Annotated in this window: 12 protein-coding genes, 3 tRNA genes, 1 rRNA gene and 1 other annotated feature; all 16 genes read right to left on the reverse strand. The window is 28.7% G+C overall.

The window, feature by feature from the left end; genetic code table 11:
* Positions 1–77 (reverse strand): 16S ribosomal RNA (locus AC4FQW_RS11345); the annotation flags it as partial.
* A 481-nt stretch (positions 78–558) separates the two neighbouring features.
* On the reverse strand, positions 559–1938 hold the full coding sequence (gene murD, locus AC4FQW_RS11350; protein WP_491149143.1) for a UDP-N-acetylmuramoyl-L-alanine--D-glutamate ligase: 1380 nt from the start codon (positions 1936–1938) through the stop codon (positions 559–561).
* Between the two features lie 216 nt (positions 1939–2154).
* Entirely contained in the window at positions 2155–2538 is a 384-nt protein-coding gene (locus AC4FQW_RS11355) for a PH domain-containing protein (protein ID WP_303130514.1), read from the reverse strand.
* A 179-nt stretch (positions 2539–2717) separates the two neighbouring features.
* A complete protein-coding gene (locus AC4FQW_RS11360; RefSeq protein ID WP_303130512.1) occupies positions 2718–4118 on the reverse strand; it encodes a glycine--tRNA ligase in 1401 nt (466 codons plus the stop codon).
* A gap of 48 nt (positions 4119–4166) precedes the next feature.
* Positions 4167–4332: a binding site (T-box leader), on the reverse strand.
* A 115-nt stretch (positions 4333–4447) separates the two neighbouring features.
* A tRNA-Asn gene (locus AC4FQW_RS11365) sits at positions 4448–4522 on the reverse strand.
* A 12-nt stretch (positions 4523–4534) separates the two neighbouring features.
* Positions 4535–4609 (reverse strand) — tRNA-Asn (locus AC4FQW_RS11370).
* 15 nt (positions 4610–4624) lie between these two features.
* Positions 4625–4699: transfer RNA gene (locus AC4FQW_RS11375), tRNA-Asn, on the reverse strand.
* Positions 4700–4886: 187 nt separating this feature from the next.
* Positions 4887–6392, reverse strand: a complete 1506-nt coding sequence (gene lysS / locus AC4FQW_RS11380) for a lysine--tRNA ligase (RefSeq protein WP_491149146.1) — start codon at positions 6390–6392, stop codon at positions 4887–4889.
* 14 nt (positions 6393–6406) lie between these two features.
* Entirely contained in the window at positions 6407–6889 is a 483-nt protein-coding gene (gene greA, locus AC4FQW_RS11385) for a transcription elongation factor GreA (RefSeq protein ID WP_303130508.1), read from the reverse strand.
* A gap of 276 nt (positions 6890–7165) precedes the next feature.
* On the reverse strand, positions 7166–8149 hold the full coding sequence (dusB, locus tag AC4FQW_RS11390; RefSeq protein WP_303130507.1) for a tRNA dihydrouridine synthase DusB: 984 nt from the start codon (positions 8147–8149) through the stop codon (positions 7166–7168).
* Between the two features lie 7 nt (positions 8150–8156).
* Positions 8157–8936 carry a type III pantothenate kinase gene (locus AC4FQW_RS11395; protein WP_303130506.1) on the reverse strand — a complete coding sequence of 260 codons (780 nt, stop codon included), beginning with the start codon at positions 8934–8936 and terminating at the stop codon, positions 8157–8159.
* Positions 8937–9063: 127 nt separating this feature from the next.
* On the reverse strand, positions 9064–10734 hold the full coding sequence (locus AC4FQW_RS11400) for a formate--tetrahydrofolate ligase (RefSeq protein WP_491149149.1): 1671 nt from the start codon (positions 10732–10734) through the stop codon (positions 9064–9066).
* 236 nt (positions 10735–10970) lie between these two features.
* Entirely contained in the window at positions 10971–12773 is a 1803-nt protein-coding gene (ftsH, locus tag AC4FQW_RS11405) for an ATP-dependent zinc metalloprotease FtsH (RefSeq protein WP_491149151.1), read from the reverse strand.
* Positions 12774–12847: 74 nt separating this feature from the next.
* On the reverse strand, positions 12848–13387 hold the full coding sequence (hpt, locus tag AC4FQW_RS11410) for a hypoxanthine phosphoribosyltransferase (RefSeq protein WP_303130501.1): 540 nt from the start codon (positions 13385–13387) through the stop codon (positions 12848–12850).
* Positions 13388–13389: 2 nt separating this feature from the next.
* Positions 13390–14790 carry a tRNA lysidine(34) synthetase TilS gene (tilS, locus tag AC4FQW_RS11415; RefSeq protein ID WP_491149153.1) on the reverse strand — a complete coding sequence of 467 codons (1401 nt, stop codon included), beginning with the start codon at positions 14788–14790 and terminating at the stop codon, positions 13390–13392.
* 275 nt (positions 14791–15065) lie between these two features.
* Positions 15066–17456: a stage II sporulation protein E gene (spoIIE, locus tag AC4FQW_RS11420; protein WP_303130499.1), complete on the reverse strand. Its 2391-nt coding sequence runs from the start codon at positions 17454–17456 to the stop codon at positions 15066–15068.
* Positions 17457–17643: the final 187 nt, after the last annotated feature.

Here is a 17643-nt window from a genome sequence, read left to right on the forward strand (position 1 = left end):
AAACTTCATCGCTCGACTTGCATGTGTTAGGCACGCCGCCAGCGTTCGTCCTGAGCCAGGATCAAACTCTCAATAAAAAGTTTAATCTCACTCTTAAAACTTACTTGTAAAAAGAATTGCTGGTTCTAAATGTATTTCTATATTCTGTTCAATTTTCAAAGATCTGTGCGGTTTCGTTGACCGCTTTTATATATTAACACTTAAGTTTCTTATTGTCAACAACTTTTTTAAAAAGTTTTTTCAATCAAACTTGAAAGTGTTTTGGTTTGTCGCCATCACCTGACGACGGATATTATAATATCATGATTGTTTTATATCTATTTTTTATAAAATATTCATTTAATTAAATTAATACTATTTTTCTATCATTTTCTTATTATTACTTTTAATTTCTAATCATGATACGCTAGGTACAGTTATCGTTATTTTTGCTCTTTATTGATAAATTTTAATTAATTGTGTTGTAATTTATATAACATAATTAATTAAATTGAATCTTTATTTAATGCAATTTAATTATTAATAAAAAAGAGCTACAAATTTATGTAGCTCTTTTTATTATTTTAATTTATTAACTATCTGTTTGAATTTATCTCCTCTAACCATAAAGTTAGGAAACATATCAAATGACGCACAAGCTGGTGACAATGTAACTATATCTCCACTTTCTGAAATTTCTCTAGCTTTATCAACAGCCTCTTCTAAATTATTAACTTCTATAATTTTTACTTCTATACCTTTTTCTTCTTTTAGTTTATTAAATGCATTTTTTATTTTTTCTTTAGTATCTCCTAATAAAATTAGAGTTTTTATAAATTTATAGCCTTCTTCAGCTAATGGTTTAAATGGAATATGTTTATCATAGCCTCCAGCTATTAATATTACTTCTTCATCAAAAGCCTTTAAACCTGCTAATGTTCTTGTAGGGCTTGATGCTATTGAATCATTATAATACTTAACGCCATCAATCTCTCTAACTAACTCACATCTATGTTCTACTCCACCAAATGTTTTACAAACTTCTTTCATTGTATTTATCTCTACATCATCTTTAGTAGCTATAAATGAAGCTAAGTAATTCTCAACATTATGCATTCCTTTTAACAATATTTCATTTCTACTTATTACTTCTTGTCCTTCTAAATAAAGTTTGCCATCATTATAGTAAGCTCCATTTTTTAATATTCTTTTTGAGCTAAACTCTCTAACTTCACCTTTAGCTTCTTTTTCGAATGAATATGTTATTTCATTTTCTCTATTTACAACTAATACTCCATCCTTTTCTCCATATAAAAATATATTTTTCTTTGCATCTATATATTCTTGCATGTCTTTATGCATATCTAAATGATTAGGTGCTAAATTTGTACATATAGCTACATCTATAGGTAAATCCATAGTCATAAGTTGAAAACTTGATAACTCTAAAACTACCATATCATCTTTTTTTATATCTTCTATTTGAGAAAAAAGAGGTGTACCTATATTTCCTCCAACCCAAGTTTTATATCCTTGCTTTTCTAATAATTTTGATATTATAGTTGTTGTTGTTGTTTTTCCGTCACTACCTGTTACTCCATAAATTTTTCCTTTACAATATCTAACGAACTCTTCCATCTCTGATGTTATGTATGCCCCTTCTTCTTTAGCTCTAACCAAAGCATCACAATCAATTCTCATAGAAGGAGTTTTGAATACAACATCAAATCCACTTAAATTGTCTAAATAATTTTCTCCAAGTGAAAGTTTTACACCTTTATTTTTAAATTCTTCAGCTATCATGCCAAGCTTATCTTCAGTTTTTATATCAAAAGCTGTTACTTTTGCATCTAATTTAACCAAAAAATTTATAAGAGGAATGTTACTAACCCCTATACCTACTACAGCTACTTTCTTATCTCTTATAAAATCTTTAAATTCTTTAAAATCTTTTCTCATACTTTGCCTCCAAGTCTTCCTTGCCCTCAACTTATATTATGAGTCGTCTTTAATTTTGTCCCATTTGCTTTTAATTATAACACTATATATTATTATTTTTAACTACTGTAAAATATCATATATACTAATTTAAATAAATCTAAATAATTTTATTTTATTTTTTATTAAATATCTATTATTTAAAGAAATAAAAAAGGTACTTAAAGATAGTACCTTTTATTTTATTACATATTCATCTATTACTTTAAAAACTTTAAATAATAAGTCATTCATATTTTTGTCCTTTAAAAATTGAAGTTCTATTTCAAGCCCTCCAGACAAAGTTAATTTAATTTCAGAATCTAAATCGAATCTTCCTGATGTCTCAATAGAATAAGTAACTATTTTGCTATAGGGTATTACAAAATACTCTACTTTCTTGCCTGTTAATCCTTGCTTATCACATATCAATATCTTTTTATCAGTAATTATTGCGGCATCTCTAAATGTCTTTATTGCAAATAAAGTTTTTTCATTATTATTTATAAACTTATTCAACTCTTCCGGCGCTTGTATCTCTCCATAAAAATTAAACACTCTCTTATTTAATATCTCAGCCATATTTATACCTCCCAAAACCAATAAAATATTGTATATTTATATATTAATAATATTATAATTTTAAAATTTAAACTACAATTTATAATATTATTTTCATAATAATTATTTTTAAACATTTATATATAAAAATAAAAGGAGCATTTTAAAAATGCTCCCTTTATTTATTTAAAATTATATAATTAAAATTCTAAACTCTTTGCTATATAAGCTTCTAAATCTTCTATTTTTATTCTTTCTTGTTCCATTGAATCTCTATCTCTAACAGTTACTGCTCCATCTTCTAATGTATCAAAGTCTACTGTTATACAGAATGGAGTACCAATTTCATCTTGTCTTCTGTATCTCTTACCAATACTTCCTGTTTCATCAAAATCTATATTGAATTTCTTTGCTAACTCACCATAAACTTCTAGAGCTTTATCTGATAATTTCTTTGATAAAGGTAATATAGCCGCCTTAAATGGTGCAAGTGCTGGATGAAGGTGCATTACAACTCTTGAATCTTGCTTTGTTTCTGTTGATAAATCTTCTTCATCATAAGCATCAACTAAAAATGCTAAAGCAACTCTATCAGCTCCTAATGATGGTTCTATACAATATGGTACATATCTTTCATTATTTGAAGGGTCTAAGTAGCTCATATCTTGACCTGAATGTTCTTCATGTTTCTTTAAGTCATAGTCTGTTCTATCAGCTATTCCCCAAAGTTCACCCCAACCAAATGGGAATAGGTATTCTATATCTGATGTTGCTTTTGAATAGAATGATAATTCTTCAGCTTCATGATCTCTTAATCTTAAACACTCTTTATTCATTCCTAAATTTAATAGGAAATTCCAACAATAATCTCTCCAGTATCCAAACCACTCTAAGTCTGTTCCTGGCTTACAGAAGAATTCTAATTCCATTTGTTCAAATTCTCTTGTTCTAAATGTAAAGTTACCTGGTGTAATTTCATTTCTAAATGATTTACCTATTTGAGCTATACCAAATGGTACTTTCTTTCTTGAACTTCTTTGAACTTGCTTAAAGTTTACAAATATACCTTGAGCTGTTTCTGGTCTTAAGTATATTTCATTTTTAGCATCTTCAGTTACTCCTTGGAAAGTCTTAAACATTAAGTTGAATTGTCTTATTTCAGTATAGTTCATCTTTCCACATTTAGGACATACTATATTATGTTCTTCTATGTATGCTTTTAATTGTTCATTTGACATACCATCTGCTGAAGCAACTTCTACTCCACTCTCAGTCATATGATCCTCAACTAATTTATCAGCTCTAAATCTTGATTTACATTCTTTACAATCCATTAATGGATCTGAGAATCCACCTAAGTGACCTGAAGCTACCCAAACTTCTTTATTCATTAAGATAGCACAATCAACTCCTACATTATATGGGCTTTCTTGAACAAATTTCTTCCACCATGCTTTTTTTACGTTATTTTTAAATTCTACTCCTAAAGGACCATAATCCCATGAGTTTGCAAGTCCACCGTATATATCTGAACCTGGGAATATAAATCCTCTATTTTTACATAGTGCAACTATTTTTTCCATAGTTTTTTCTACTGCCATTGTTAATCCCTCCAAAAATTTTTATAATAAAAAAAGCCTTAAGCACAATAAAGGGACGAAAAACTTTCCGCGGTTCCACCCTTCTTGGCTAAAGCCCAACTTTCTAATTAAAATGCTCAAAAGTTCCCTTCAATTTAATCTATTAATGATTTGCACCTACCATCATCTCTCTTTAAATAAATATAAATTTACTCTTCTTTATCAACGCATCTATTAAATTTTAAATCATAAATTTATTTTACCAAAAGGTTTTTATATGTCAAGGTATATAGCTTGATTTAATAAAAAAAGCAGTGATTAAAATCACTGCATAAATTCTAAATTAAAAATGGCTCCGCAGAGAGGATTCGAACCTCCAACCTATCGGTTAACAGCCGAGTGCTCCACCATTGAGCTACTGCGGAATATTTTTAAAATGGCTCCACGGAGAGGACTCGAACCTCCAGCCTATCGGTTAACAGCCGAGTGCTCCACCATTGAGCTACCGTGGAATATTATTTTAAAAGTGGCTCCGCGAAGAGGATTCGAACCTCCAACCTATCGGTTAACAGCCGAGTGCTCCACCGTTGAGCTATCGCGGAATATTTGCTACATTTGATATTATATCATCTTTTATATAAAATGCAACTATTTTTTAAAACTTTTTTATTTTATATTTAAATTAATTTATTTTAATAAAACTATATTATGTTTAAAAGAGCTTTTTATTTTAAATAATATTACATACAAAAAAGGATACCTCTAATGAGATATCCTTAATATATGCAATTATTTTGCTGGTTTCATTGTTGGGAATAGAATAACGTCTCTTATTGATGATGAATCAGTTAAGAACATTATCATTCTATCAATACCAATTCCAAGTCCACCTGTTGGAGGCATACCTGTTTCTAAAGCACTCATGAATTCTTCATCTAACATATATGCTTCATCATCTCCGTATTCTCTTTCCTTAGCTTGTTGTTCAAATCTTTGTCTTTGAACTATTGGATCATTAAGTTCTGAATATGCATTACATACTTCTCTTCCATATACAAATCCTTCAAATCTTTCAGTAAATTCTTCATTTCCTCTCTTTTTCTTAGTAAGAGGTGATATTTCTACTGGATAATCAATTAAGAATGTTGGTTGAATTAAGTTTGATTCACCGTATTCTTCGAATAACATATTAAGAACTTCTCCCTTAGTTACCTTATCAAGTGGTTTAGGGAATTCTAAATGTTTTTCTTTAGCTATTGCTTGAGCTTCTTCATCTGATTTTATTTCATTAAAGTCAACTCCTGAATATTCTTTAACAGCATCAACCATAGTAATTCTTCTCCATGGTGGCTTAAAGTCTATTTCTGTTCCTTCGTACATTACTTTAGTTGTTCCATTTACTTTTTCACATACATAAGCAATCATATTTTCCATAATTTCCATCATATCATTATAATCAGCATATGCTTGATATAATTCTATAGCAGTAAACTCTGGATTATGTCTTACTGAAACTCCTTCATTTCTAAAGTTTTTACCCATTTCATAAACTTTTTCAAATCCTGCTACTATTAATCTCTTTAAGTATAACTCTGTAGCAATTCTTAAATACATATCTATATCTAATGCATTGTGGTGAGTTATAAATGGTCTAGCAGCTGCACCACCAGCTATTGGTGAAAGTATTGGTGTATCAACTTCTAAGAATCCTTTTTCATCTAAAAATTCTCTTATAGCTTTTATTATTTTTGATCTCTTTATGAAAGTATCTTTTACTTCTGGATTAGTTATTATATCCACTTCTCTTTGTCTATATCTTAAATCAGGATCTTTTAATCCGTGGAATTTTTCTGGAAGTGGCTTTAATGATTTACAAGTTAATTCAAAATCTGTAACTTTAACTGAAACTTCACCAGTTTTAGTTTTAAATACTTCTCCTGTTGCTGCAACCCAGTCACCTAAGTCAAAACTCTTATATGCTTTTAAGTTTTCCTCTCCAACTGCATCAATCTTTATGAATAATTGGATTTTTCCGTCTCTATCATGGATATCTGAGAATACAACTTTCCCTTGTCCTCTCTTTGACATTATTCTTCCTGCTACAGTTACAACTTGACCTTCTAATTCTTCAAAGTTTGATTTAACTTCTTCTGAACTATGAGTTCTTTCCACTTTATATACATCAAATGGATCTTTTCCAGCTGCTTGTAATTCAGCTAGTTTTTCTCTTCTAAGTGCCTCTTGTTCACTTAACTGAGCTTCTAATTCTTGTACATTAATTTCCTCAGTTGACATTAATTATCCCTCCGTTATTGTCTACTTATCTCTAAGACTTCATATTTATTGACTCCATCAGGTACTGTTATTTCAACGATATCTCCAACTTTTTTACCAATAAGTCCAGCTCCAACTGGTGACTCATTTGATATTTTAAATTCCATTGGATCTGCTTCTGCTGAACCTACTATTGTATATTCAACTTCTTCGTCAAATTCATAATCTTTAACTTTAACCTTAGCACCAACTGAAACAACATCTGATGGTATTTCTGATTCATCTACAACTTCAGCATTCTTAAGCATATTTTCTAATTGAAGTATTCTTCCTTCTGTAAAAGCTTGCTCATTTTTAGCTTCATCATATTCTGAGTTTTCACTTAAATCTCCGTATCCTAATGCTACTTTTATCTTTTCAGTTATTTCTTTTCTTTTAACTGTTTTTAAGTATTCTAGTTCGTTTTCAAGTTTCTTTACGCCTTCGTAAGTCATTACAAATTTCTTCTTTTCACTCATATTTAACTCCCCTTTAATAACCTAAATCGGTCTATATTTTACTATAATATTTTCAAACTATTAGAGCCCTACAAATATTGAAATTCATTTAAAATATTATAAAGCAGGGCATATAATATGTCAACAAATCTAGTGTCTTTAAACAATTACATACTATATATTATATATCCAAATACATATATACTTTATTCATATATAGTATTAATTAATTGTTTTTATGTTTAAAAATAATACAACTTTTGAATAAAGCAAAAACTTTATTCAAAAGTTAATATTTTATCTTAATTTTAAATGCTTTAATTCATTTTTATAATCAACTAAAAGTTTCATTACTTCTTTGCTATCATTTAATGTATTCATTACATTTCTTATCTCAGTACATTTAGGTAATCCTTTTATATACCATGATGCATGTTTTCTCATTTCTCTTATAGCTTTATGCTCACCATCATACTTTATAGCAAGCTCATAATGTCTAATGCACATATTGATTTTATCTTCAGGACTTATTTCTATAGGTTCCTCTCCATTTAAAACCCTTTCAATTTGTTTAAATAACCACGGATTACCCATACTTCCTCTTGCAATCATAATACCATCGCAATTAGTAAGTCTTTTCATATCTAATGCATCTTCTGGTGTAAATACATCACCATTTCCTATAACAGGTATATTTACACGCTCTTTAACTTCTTTAATTATATTCCAATCAGCTTTACCTTCATACATCTGCTTTCTAGTTCTACCATGTATAGCAATAGCATCAGCTCCTGCCTTCTCTAAAGCAAGCGCAAATTCAACTGCATTTATATTATCTTCATCAAAGCCTTTTCTAAATTTAACAGTTACAGGTTTGTTAGAAACACTTTTTACTTTTCTAACTATTTCAGCAGCTAACTCTGGATTTTTCATAAGAGCTGAACCATCACCATTTTTAACTATCTTAGGTGCTGGACACCCCATATTTATATCTATTATACAAATATCTTCTCTCTTATTAAAATGCTCCTCAACCATCTTTGCCATAATATCTGGTTCATGACCAAATATTTGAACAGCAACCGGTCTCTCTTCATCTGCTATCCTTAAAAGCTTATTAGTATTTTCACTCCCATAAAAAAGTGCTTTTGCACTAACCATTTCCGTATATACTAATCCGCATCCTTGTTCTTTACAAAGTCCTCTAAACGCAATATCAGTTACTCCTGCCATAGGTGCTAGAAATACATTATTCTTAAATTCTAGATTTCCTATTTTCATACGAGTACTACTCCTTATTTTTATTGTATATTAATCTTAATCCTTCTAGTGTTAATTCTCCGTCAACTATATCTATAACATCTGTTTCTTTTGCTATTAAATTAGCTAAACCTCCAGTAGCTATAACTATCGGTTCTTCTGAACATTTATTTCTCATTTCTTTTTTCATTTTATTTACTATATATTCAACTTGCCCAATATATCCATATAAAATACCAGCCTGCATACTTACAGTAGTATTTTTACATATAATATTTTTTGGTACTTCTAGCTCTATTCTTGGTAGCTTTGCCGCTCTTTCAAATAATGCATCTGATGATATACCTATCCCCGGAACAATACATCCCCCTAAATAATCACCCTTTTCTGTTATTGCACAAAATGTTGTTGCTGTACCAAAATCAATTACTATATTTGGTTTTTTATATAATTCAAAAGCTGCAACAGCATTTACTATTCTATCTGCTCCAACTTCTTTAGGATTATCATATTTTATATTTATTCCTGTTTTTATTCCAGGACCTACAATAATAGGCTCTTTACAAAAACATTTTCTTATCATATTTTCTAAGGAATGCATTATATTAGGCACAACCGATGATATTATTATACCTTTAACTTCCTTTGGATTTAAACCACTTTGTGAGAATAACTGCATTACTTGAATACTATATTCATCAGAAGTTTTCTTTGCATCTGTTGATATTCTCCAACTTGCTATATAGCTATCATCTTTGTTTACCCCTAACACTATGTTAGTATTCCCTACATCGACAAGCAAAATCATAAAAGCACCACCTTAATATAGTTAAAAGCAGCTATAATCAAAGCTGCTTTTATTACAATAAACTAACTTAATTTTAACAATATAATTTTAACAATTCGGCAGTATTTGTCAAGAGTTTAACAGATTATTAGAATAATCCAATAATTTCTCCATTATCTAATATATCCATTTTATTTGCAGCAGGAACTTTAGGAAGCCCAGGCATAGTCATTATATCTCCTGTTAATGCTACAATGAATCCAGCTCCATTTGACACTCTAACCTCTTTTACAGTTATATCAAAATTTTCTGGTTTTCCAAGTAAATTAGGATTATCTGATAATGAATACTGTGTTTTAGCCATACATATAGGTAATTTATCTAAATTAAATTTCTCAAGTTCTGCTATTTGTTTTTTAGCTGCTGGCGTATAATTAACATGATTAGCTCCGTATATTTCCTCAGCTATTTTTAAAATTTTATTTTCTATACTATCCTTTTCATCATATAAAACTTTAAAATCAGCTTCATTGCTATTTAATACATCTAGAACTTCTGAAGCTAATTCAGTTCCACCTTCTCCACCTTTTGCCCAAACATCTGAAAGCGCAACTCTCACACCTTTTGATTTACAAAAATCTTTAATAAATTCAATTTCTTCATCACTATCTGTAACAAATCTATTTATAGCAACAACAACTGGAACATTATATTTTTCTATATTTTCAATTTGCTTTTCTAAATTTGATATACCAAGTTTTAAAGCTTCAACGTTTGGTGTATTCAATTCAGCTTTAACAACACCTCCATGATGCTTTAAAGCTCTTATTGTAGCTACTATTACAACACACTCTGGATTTAAATTCCCATATCTACATTTTATATCTAAGAACTTTTCAGCTCCAAGATCAGCTCCAAATCCAGCTTCCGTAATAACTATCTCACCTAAATTTAAAGCAAGTCTAGTTGCTAGTATTGAGTTACATCCATGTGCAATATTAGCAAAAGGTCCTCCATGAATTATTGCTGGAGTGTTTTCTAACGTTTGTACTAGATTAGGCTTTATAGCATCTTTCATAAGTAATGCCATAGCACCTTGAATATTTAATTCTTTTGCGTAAACTGGCTCACCATCTAAATTATAAGCAATTAATATATTACCCATTCTTTCTTTAAGATCATTTAAATCAGTAGCTAAACAAAGTATTGCCATTATTTCTGATGCTACTGTTATCATAAATCCATCTTCTCTTAAAAATCCATTTACCTTTCCACCCATTCCAACTACTATATTTCTAAGAGCTCTATCATTCATATCCATAACTCTTTTAAATAATATTCTTCTTGAGTCTATTCTCAAATCATTTCCTTGATGTATATGATTATCTATAGCTGCAGCTAATAAATTATTAGCTGATGTTATTGCATGCATATCACCTGTAAAATGTAGATTTATATCTTCCATAGGAACAACTTGTGCATATCCACCACCAGCTGCTCCACCTTTAATTCCGAATACAGGTCCAAGTGAAGGTTCTCTTAACGCTATAACACTTCTTTTTCCCATTATACTTAAAGCATCTCCAAGTCCAACAGTTACTGTTGATTTTCCTTCTCCAGCAGGAGTTGGATTTATTGCTGTTACAAGTACTAGCTTACCTTTATTATTATTTTCATTATTTTTTAAAATATCTAATGATATTTTACATTTATATTTTCCGTATAACTCTATATCATCATCTTTTAAATTTAATTTTTCAGCAATTTTTATTATTGGTTCCATTTTAGCTTCTTGAGCTATTTTTATATCACTTTTCAATACCATAACCTCTTTTCCATTAAATAATATTCGTTATTTTTAAATAAATATATTTTATTATACATTACTTTTCTAAAGTATACCATCAAAAATATTATAACCAAGGATTTTTTCGAATTATTTTTATAAAATAAATCAAATCATTCGTGTTATTGCAATGATTATCATATTATTTTTGTTATTTCCTAGAAAATAAAAGAGAGCCTTTAATAGACTCTCTTTATACTTATTTAAATTTATGCTTCTTCAAAAATTCTTTCAAATTCTTCTCTTTCTAATTTCTCTTTTTCAAGTAACGCTCCTGCTACAGCATGTAACTTAGCTATATTATCTTTAAGAATTTTCTCAGCTCTTCTATAAGCTTCATCAACAAGACTTTTAACTTCCTTATCAATTTCAGCACCAATTTCTTCTGAGAAGTTTCTTCCTCTTCCTAAATCTCTACCTAAGAATACTTCATTTTGATCTGCACCATATGATATTGTTCCAAGCTTTTCGCTCATACCATATTCCATAACCATACTTCTAGCTATAGCACTTGTTCTATCTATATCATTTTTAGCTCCTGTACTTATATCACCTAATATAAGTTTTTCAGCTACTCTACCTCCAAGAAGTCCAACCATATCATCTTTCAATCTTAATTTTGATGTATATGCTCTATCTTCATCAGGTAAATGCATAGTGTACCCACCAGCTCTACCTCTTGGTATTATACTTATTTCATGAACTGGATCAGAGAATTTAAGAGATTTCATAACTACTGCGTGACCAGCTTCATGATAAGCACTAAGCTTTCTATCTTTTTCACTAATAACTCTACTTTTCTTTTCAGGACCAGCTATCACTCTTGTTATGGCCTCTTCCATATCCTGCATTGTTATAGACTTATCACCTCTTCTAACAGCAAGTAAAGCTGCCTCATTAGTAAGGTTTTCTAAATCTGCTCCTGCAAAACCAGGAGTTCTCTTAGCTAAAACATCAAGCTTAACATCCTCTGCTAAAGGTTTTTTTCTAGTATGAACCTTAAGTATTTCTTCTCTTCCTTTTACATCAGGCGCTCCAACTACTATTTGTCTATCAAATCTACCTGGTCTTAAAAGAGCAGGATCTAATATATCTGGTCTATTAGTAGCTGCAATCATTATGATTCCTTCATTCATACCAAAACCATCCATCTCAACAAGTAGCTGATTAAGAGTTTGCTCTCTTTCATCATGTCCTCCACCAAGACCTGCTCCCCTTTGTCTACCAACAGCATCTATTTCATCTATAAATACTATACAAGGAGCATTCTTTTTAGCATCTGCGAAAAGATCTCTTACCCTTGATGCACCTACACCTACAAACATTTCTACAAAGTCAGAACCTGAAATTGAGAAAAATGGAACTCCAGCTTCTCCAGCTATAGCTTTAGCAAGCAATGTTTTACCTGTTCCAGGAGGTCCAACCAAAAGAACTCCTTTTGGAATTCTAGCCCCCATTTCTGTATATTTAGTTGGCTCTTTTAAGAAATCAACTATTTCTTCTAATTCTTGTTTTTCTTCGTCAGCTCCAGCAACATCATTAAATGTTACTTTCTTAGAATCTGGTGTTGCAACTTTAGCTCTGTTTTTACCAAAGTTCATAACACCTCTTCCTCCACCTCCACCTTGTGATTGTTGAGTCATAACAAATAATAACACTAAGAATAATACTATAGTTAAAACTGTAGGTATTATTGATAGCCAAGCACTTGTGTTTGATGGTTTTTCAAAATCAACTTTAACATTCCCTTTAGGACTGTCAGTTATCAATTTATTTACTAATTCTTTAGGTGCATATGTTATAAATTTCTTATTATCATTTAAAACACCTTCAATAGTCATATTATCTTCACGAACATATATCTTAGTTATTTGATTTGAGTTCCATTTCTGCTGGAACGAACTATATGAAATAGTATCCGCTTTACTTCCTGTTTCCCACATAGCTACTGATGCAAAAATCAGAACAGCTAATGCAACAATCCATACAGCTGCACTTGAATATTTCTTCATTCAAGGTCCCCCTCTCTTTTTAATTATTTTTTACATATTAACATAGATGTATTCTTTATACAATTTATCCAAATCTATTTATTATATACTTCCTCTTTTAATATAGCTATATAAGGTAGATTTCTGTACTTCTCTGCATAGTCTATTCCATATCCAACTATAAACTCATTTGGAACTTCAAAGCCGATATATTTAACTTCTAAATCAGCAGTTCTTCTTTCTGGTTTATTTAATAATGATACTATTTCAATACTTTCAGCTCTTCTAGCCTTTAAATATTTTAAAAGATAACTTAATGTTATTCCACTATCTACAATATCTTCAACTAAAAGAACATGCTTACCTTCTATACTATGGTCTAAATCCTTTAATATTCTAACAACACCTGAAGTTTCTGTTGAATTACCATAACTTGAAACAGCCATAAAATCTATTTCACAAGGTATAGTTATATTCTTTATAAGGTCTGCAGCAAATAAAACTGATCCTTTTAAAACTCCAACTACAAGTAAATCTTTACCCTTGTAATCCTTGCTAATTCTACTACCTAACTCTTTAACTTTTTCAGCTAATTGATTTTCATCAAATAATATTTCTTTAACGTCTTCTCTCATGTTTATAATTCCTCTCTTTTAATCTCTATTTTAATAATTTTTTTTGTATTACTTGTTACCTTAAATGTGTTTGATGTTTTAAGCCCTACAAGCCAAGCAATTTCATCATCAAACTGAATAACCGGAATTTCGTCTCTATAATCCTTAGGTATTTTCATATCTATAAATATATCTTTAATTTTTTTACTTCCATTCATACCTAAAGGAATTATTCTATCTCCATTCTTCCTTTTTCTGATAGTAACATACCTATTAATTTTATCATAATCAAAATACTTAATTAAGTCATTATTTTGAAATTTTAAACTTTTTTCTTTAGTTTTAACTTCAAATTCAATTAGACACCCTAAAAAATTAATTTTAAAATTATTTAAGTCTTCTTTTTTTATTATTTCGTCTTCTATTTTATTAGCTATTTTATTTAATCTATCCTTTTTTCTTATATATACTTTACCATATATATTTTCAGCAAAGATATTGTTAGGTAAATCTATTCTTTTATGTGTTCCAATACTTTCAAGATTTATAACTTCTTTTATGTGCTTTAACTCAAAATCATATTCGCTCTTTGAAAGTTTAGTTAATGATTTTCTTATTACCCTAGTAATTATTGCCCTTTCTTCTAAAAATAATTCTTCAGAAATTATTATTTCATAATCTTTAACTTCGCAATATTTATTAAAAGATTTTTCTGCTTCATTATCTATAAATTCATTATCATCTTGAAGCAGCAAACTCATTCTATTAATAGCTTTTATAACATCATTATTAAAATTTTTCTGCATATAAGGCAATATATCTAACCTTATTTTGTTTCTGCTATATATATTTTCTAAATTTGTTCTATCTATTCTTGGATTTAAATTATTATCTTCACAATATTTTTCTATATACTCTCTCTCTAAAAACAATATTGGCCTTATATATAAATTATCTCTAAATACCGGAATTCCTCCTAAACCTTCAAGACCTGTTCCTCTCATTATTCTCATAATAATAGTTTCAGCTTGATCATTTGCATTATGTGCTGTAGCTATCTTAGTATACCCATATTTATCTTTTATTGAGTTAAAAAAATTATATCTACAGTCTCTTCCAGCAGTTTCTGTTGATACACCCCTATCTTTTGCTATCTTATCAACATCTAATCTAATACTATAAAAATCAATACCTAACGATTCACAAAAACTTTTTGAATATTGTTCATCCTTTATTGCTTCTTCACCTCTTAACATATGATTTATATGAGCAGCTCCAAGTTTTAATTCATATTTATTCTTTACACTATTTAATAAATGTAATAAGCATATAGAATCCGGTCCCCCAGATAAACCTATTAACACCTTATCTCCTTTATTTATAAGATTATTTTCATCAATATATCTAATAAAATCTTTAACCATATTATCACTTCCTACGTAAACTTTGCTAAATCATAATTTTGTCTTATTTATATGATACATTATATTATGTTTTTTGTAATATTAAAATTATATGTACTAAACTATATAAATCTATAAAATTAATGAAACTTAAAATAAAAAAGCTGACAATAAGCCAGCTTTTTATTGTAATATACTAGATTCATAAAAACTTATTTATCTTAAGCTTTAGCTAATTTACATAAACCAAATATTTTTAACTAACCTAATAAAATTGAATATTTAATTTATATTCATTAATATACTGAATAAACCTTTGAAACTATAATAGTCATATCATCTTTTATTTTTCCACCATTAATATCTCTTGAATATTCTAATATGTCCATAGCAAGATCTTTTGGATCACTATCATTTTTAATTAAATAATCCTCAAGCCATTTGGAATCTCCAACACCATCTTTATCTACATCCAAAACTCCATCACTTAATGTTATTATTAAATCCCCACCATTAATCATTTCCTCAACACTTTCAACTTCTATCTTATCAACCAAACCAAAAGGTGGCATATTTGATGATATTTTATTTATTTTATTTCCTCTCTTTATAAAACTTGCAGCAGCTCCAACCTTATAAAAATGGGCTTTTCCTGTATACAAATCTATTGTATTTAAATCTAATGTAGCAAATTTTTCATCTTCCTCAAATTTCATACTCATTATAGAGTTTACAGTTTCTAAAGCTGTATTTATCCCTAAACCCTCTTCTATAAACTTTTCAACTAAATCAACAGTTATTTTACTTTCTTTACCTGCTTCTGGACCTGATCCCATACCATCACTTAATATAGTTACATATTTTCCACCTGGATAATTTCCAAAAGTACATGTATCTCCAGTATACTGCTCTCCCTCTTTAACTCTAACTCCTGCATAAGATTTTATTTTATACTTAGGCATTTCTTTTAAAAGTATTGAACATTCTTTGTTATTTGGTTTTATCCTACACCCTTCATCACTTATCATCATAGGATTTTTCATTACTTTATTTACTACTGGAAGAACATTTTTTATGCAATAATCACATCTTGAACATTTTTCCATATTTATTTTTATGTTAACCTTTCCACCCTTATCATTAAAACAGAAAACCTCTTTATATTTTATAGAGTTTTTGTTTAACTCTCTCCTAACAATTCTTTCAACATCTAAACACCAATCTATATCTCTTTTTATATCTCCAACCATATTATATAAATTGTTTGACATATTATTTAAATGATTTGATATAAGAATTCTACCTTCTGATAATTTTCTTTTTGTTATTTCATTTGCATTTAATATATTTAATACATCTTCTGAATTCCTTATTAAATCATACTTATTTATACATTTCTTTTCTAATTCCATAGGAAAATAATCTCTTCCCTCTTCTCTTCCCTTTAATAATAATTGAAAAGCATTATATGTTTGAGTGAACTCTCTATCCCAACATCTATTACAATTTTCACAATTTTCACAAACTCTATCAGCTAAATTTTCAATTAAAGCCGTACTTCTATTTTTGTATGAAAGCTTATCATTATCAGATATATTTCTTAATGATTTTGATACAACGCCTAACGTATTCTCAAATCCTTGAACTTTTCTTGTAAATTCATCTTTTATTTGATTTAAATGTTCTTCTTGCATTGCATCAATTTTAACTTCTTTACAAAGTTCAAGTTCTAAAGTTTTTAATATTTTCTTTGGTATTAATAGGAATATAAAACCTCCAATTAATATTTCAAAAATCCCTTGAACATATAGCCCTTTAGAATATAAAGATAAAATTAAAAATACTATCATTGATGATAAAAATGAAAATATTTTACCAGTATCCTTAAATAAACCTACAATTAAACCAACGCTGCCATAAATACCTATACCACTAATCATATCTCCTGATGTGATTCCAAGTATTACCCCCATAGTTATACCGATAGCTGCACCATTAGCTGACCCACCAATATAAGCTATAGAAATTACAATAGCTAATGATATTATATTTTTTATTGAAACTCCTACTATTGAAATTTCACCTATTCCAGCAGCCATTAAGCATATTATTATTGCTATACTTATTATTTCTTCTGTATTAAAGAAATAATTTGTGTTATATTCTCCAATACATCTTAAACTATATTTCACAACAAAATATACTGGAACAATTAAAACTGTATTAAGTATAGAGATAGTTACACTAACGCCAAAATCATATTTTACTATCATTAAATTATATATTGTATAACTTAAAAATATTAATAAAAATAAACTTAACACGCTAATATTCTTTTTAAATTTATTTACTAAAAATGTATATCCTAAAATAGTTAAAACTGTTGTTAAGTATATCCATCCATCACTTAACGTAGCATTAACTGTAAAATACCCAATAATAGCACCAGTTGCTGATGACAATATTTTATTTTGTGTTTTTGTCATAATTATGCTTATTAAAAAAGCCAATCCAAAAGGTGATACTCCAGATATATCACCTTCACCAAACATTATTGTTACTCTACTCAATAATAAAGATGTTATAAATATGATACATAAAATAAAGGAATCTTCCCCTAATTCTATTTTTTTACTATTTTTTTTACTTAATCCTTTTATTCTTCCCCCACTTAGTCCGTATTGCATATATCCCCCTCCGTTAATTACCAAAAATTGTAATTAAATTATAGCAACTTATCTTTTCGATATATGTCATTTTATGTTATACATTCAAACTTTCGTAAGACAATTTTCTTTAATAAATTCAACTTTCTATATTTAATCTTATTTTTCGATATTTTAATAAATTTCTAATAATTATGAACAAACTAAA

It is taken from the genome of Clostridium sp. TJA085, assembly GCF_058310235.1.